The organism is Pseudomonas fluorescens (genome assembly GCF_902497625.1).
In the GTDB taxonomy this organism is placed as follows: domain Bacteria; phylum Pseudomonadota; class Gammaproteobacteria; order Pseudomonadales; family Pseudomonadaceae; genus Aquipseudomonas; species Aquipseudomonas fluorescens_BQ.
Genome location: NZ_CABVGX010000096.1, coordinates 1 through 2,962 on the forward strand (window position 1 = coordinate 1; position 2,962 = coordinate 2,962).

At 59.2% G+C, this 2,962-nt stretch carries 4 protein-coding genes; 2 read left to right on the forward strand and 2 right to left on the reverse strand.

The annotated features are described in order from the left end of the window. The coding region (locus tag F8N12_RS27215; protein WP_150583039.1) for an MBL fold metallo-hydrolase at nucleotides 1-526 on the forward strand (526 nt) is incomplete at its 5' end. Between the two features lie 100 nt (nucleotides 527-626). After that, nucleotides 627-1,355, forward strand: a complete 729-nt coding sequence (locus tag F8N12_RS27220) for an OmpA family protein (protein WP_150583038.1) — start codon at nucleotides 627-629, stop codon at nucleotides 1,353-1,355. A 133-nt stretch (nucleotides 1,356-1,488) separates the two neighbouring features. Here the strand turns inward: F8N12_RS27220 and ehuA are convergent, their stop codons facing one another. Next, nucleotides 1,489-2,283, reverse strand: a complete 795-nt coding sequence (gene ehuA / locus F8N12_RS27230) for an ectoine/hydroxyectoine ABC transporter ATP-binding protein EhuA (RefSeq protein WP_150583040.1) — start codon at nucleotides 2,281-2,283, stop codon at nucleotides 1,489-1,491. A gap of 80 nt (nucleotides 2,284-2,363) precedes the next feature. Beyond that, the coding region (ehuD, locus tag F8N12_RS27235) for an ectoine/hydroxyectoine ABC transporter permease subunit EhuD (RefSeq protein ID WP_150583116.1) at nucleotides 2,364-2,962 on the reverse strand (599 nt) is incomplete at its 5' end.

Below are 2,962 nucleotides of genomic sequence, written 5' to 3' on the forward strand. Positions count from 1 at the left end.
CAATCACGAACTTATCCTTGCTCGGCTTGATGCCTTGGGTTTGCAGGTGGTCAGCATCATTCACACCCACGCGCACCTCGATCACTTCCTGGCGTCCGGCCAGTTGAAAGAGAAAACCGGCGCGACCCTGCATCTGCACAAGGAAGATCAATTCCTCTGGGACAATCTGGAGATGCAATGCCAGATGTTCGGCGTGCCCTACACGCCAGTGCCTGCGCCGGATCGCTGGCTCAGCGATGATGAGGAACTGGCCTGCGGTTGCGGTGTGGCTTTGCACACGCCGGGGCATACGCCGGGGTCGATGAGTTTCTGGTTTGCGGACGCCAAGCTGCTGATCGCCGGAGATACGCTGTTCCGTCGCGGAGTAGGGCGCACGGATTTGTGGGGGGGCAATCAGGCGACCATCGTGCGTTCCATCAAACAGCGGCTGTACACCCTCGACGAAGACGCGATTGTGGTGACTGGTCACGGTGCGGATACGCGACTGGGCGATGAAATGCGTGACAACCCTTTTGTGCGCGCGTGAGGTTGGCCAGGGAATTTTCCTCGCCGGACAGGATCCAAAACCCCGCAAAGGCTGATGCCTTGAGCCGTTGCACCACCGAATGCAAAAGTAGGAGCTCTTCATGTTCACCAAGCAGCGTTTGATTATTGTCGCCTCGGCCGTGGCCTTGCTGTCCGGCTGCGCGTCGCCCAACCCTTATGACAATCAGGGCCAGGCTGATAGCGGTTCCACCGGCATGAGCAAAACCGCCAAATACGGTGGCCTCGGTGCGCTGGCCGGAGCCTTGGCCGGTGCTGCCATCGATCACAACAGCCGTGGCAAAGGGGCGCTGATCGGTGCCGCTGTCGTCGGTGCTTCTGCCGCCGGTTATGGTTACTACGCTGACCAGCAAGAGAAAAAATTGCGCGCCAGCATGGCCAATACCGGTGTGGAAGTTCAGCGTGAAGGCGATCAGATCAAGCTGATCATGCCGGGTAACATTACCTTCGCCACCGACTCGGCGAACATTGCTTCGAGCTTCTACCAGCCGCTGAACAACCTTGCCGGCTCGTTGAAGGAATTCAACCAGAACCAGATCGAAATCGTCGGCTACACCGACAGCACTGGCAGCCGCCAGCACAACATGGACCTTTCTCAGCGCCGCGCGCAGAGCGTGGCGACTTACCTGACCTCGCAAGGTGTCAGTGGAGCCAACCTGAGCGCCCGCGGTGCCGGCCCGGACAATCCGGTGGCGAGCAACGGCGATGTCAACGGCCGCGCGCAGAACCGTCGCGTCGAAGTGAATCTGAAAGCTATTCCGGGTCAGCAGTACGGTGGCCAGCAGCAAGGCAACGTTCAGCAATACCCATAACAACGCTATACCCCAATGTGGGAGCGGGCTTGCTCGCGAAGGCGGGTTAACATTCAGCATCATCGTTGACTGTTGTGCCGCTTTCGCGAGCAAGCCCGCTCCCACATTGGGAGTTGTGTTTCTCCTTCCTGTGCTAGTTCGCCTCTCTCACCGCACTGAGAAACGCGCAAGTACGCTCCTGCTGCGGATGTTCAAAAATCTGCGCCGGTGTGCCCTGTTCGTGGATCTGCCCTTTGAAAAAGAAGCACACGCGATCGGCAAACTCCCTGGCGAAGCCCATCTGGTGCGTGACCATCAGCATGGTCAGGTTATGTTCGGTGCCGAGCTTGCGGATCACGTTAAGCACTTCACCGCACAGCTCCGGATCCAGTGCCGAGGTCACTTCGTCAAACAGCATGACCTTCGGGCGCATCGCCAGCGCCCGTGCAATCGCCACCCGTTGTTGCTGCCCGCCGGAGAGCTGCGACGGGTAATGCCCGAGCTTGCTGCCCAATCCCACCAGTTCCAGCAAATCCGCTGCGCGTTCGCGTGCTTCAGCGGGCTTCATGCCGAGGACTTGCACCGGCGCCTCGATCACGTTCTGCAGCGCCGTCATGTGCGGAAACAGATTAAAACTCTGGAACACCATGCCGATCTTGCCGCGCACGCGGCGGATGTGTCGGTCATTGGCCGGCACCAGCACTCCGTTGCGATTGTGCATGTGCGTCAGCAGATCGTCTTCGATGCGGATCAGCCCGTCGTCAATGCCTTCCAGCGTCATCAACACGCGCAGCAGCGTCGACTTGCCTGAGCCGCTGGGCCCGATGATCGCGACTTTTTCGCCGGGTATGACGTCCAGATTCAAATGATCGAGCACGGTGAAGTTGCCGTAGCTTTTGGTGACGTCCTGAAAGCTGACAATCGGCTTGACTGCCGGGTTTGCCTGCATGGCGCTGGTCTCCTGCGAATGCAGCGGAGTTGGAAGGCCCGGCCGGGAGAGATCACTGGGTGTCGAGAATGTAGAAGTCATTAGTGTGCCTCCAGACGCACTTCGAGGCGCCGTACCAGATAAGCCAAAGCGATGCTCAAGGCGAGGAAAAACAGACCGACCATGGTGATCGGCTCTAAATAGCGGAAATTCTCGGAGCCAATGTTTTTCGCCTGCTGCATGATTTCCACCACGGTGATGGCCGACAGCACCGGCGTGTCCTTGAGCATCGCCACCAGGTAGTTGCCCAACGGCGGCAGGATCGGCCGCAGCGCCTGGGGCAGGATGATGTTGCGATACGCGCTGAACGGGGCAATGTTCAGCGCCGTAACAGCTTCCCACTGCGCGCGCGGCACCGCGTCGAGGCCGCCGCGGTAAACTTCGGCGATGTAACAGGCGTAATGCAGGCCGATGCCGAGAATCCCCACTTGCATGGCGCTCATGCTCACGCCGTAGTTGGGCAGCACGTAGTAGAGGAAATACACCTGAATCAGCAGTGGCGTGCTGCGGATGAACTCGATCAGCCCAGTGGCAGGCCATGACAACCACAGCCTGCGACTGCGTCGACCAATCGCCAGAAACAGACCGAGCACAATGGCGATCAAAAAACCGATCAGGGTAATACCCACGGTGTTGAGTG

Coding starts and splice junctions, on each gene's coding strand:
- ehuA (WP_150583040.1), bottom strand. CDS start 2,283: ATGCAGGCAAACCCGGCAGTCAAGCCGATTGTCAGCTTTCAGGACGTC.
- F8N12_RS27220 (WP_150583038.1), top strand. CDS start 627: ATGTTCACCAAGCAGCGTTTGATTATTGTCGCCTCGGCCGTGGCCTTG.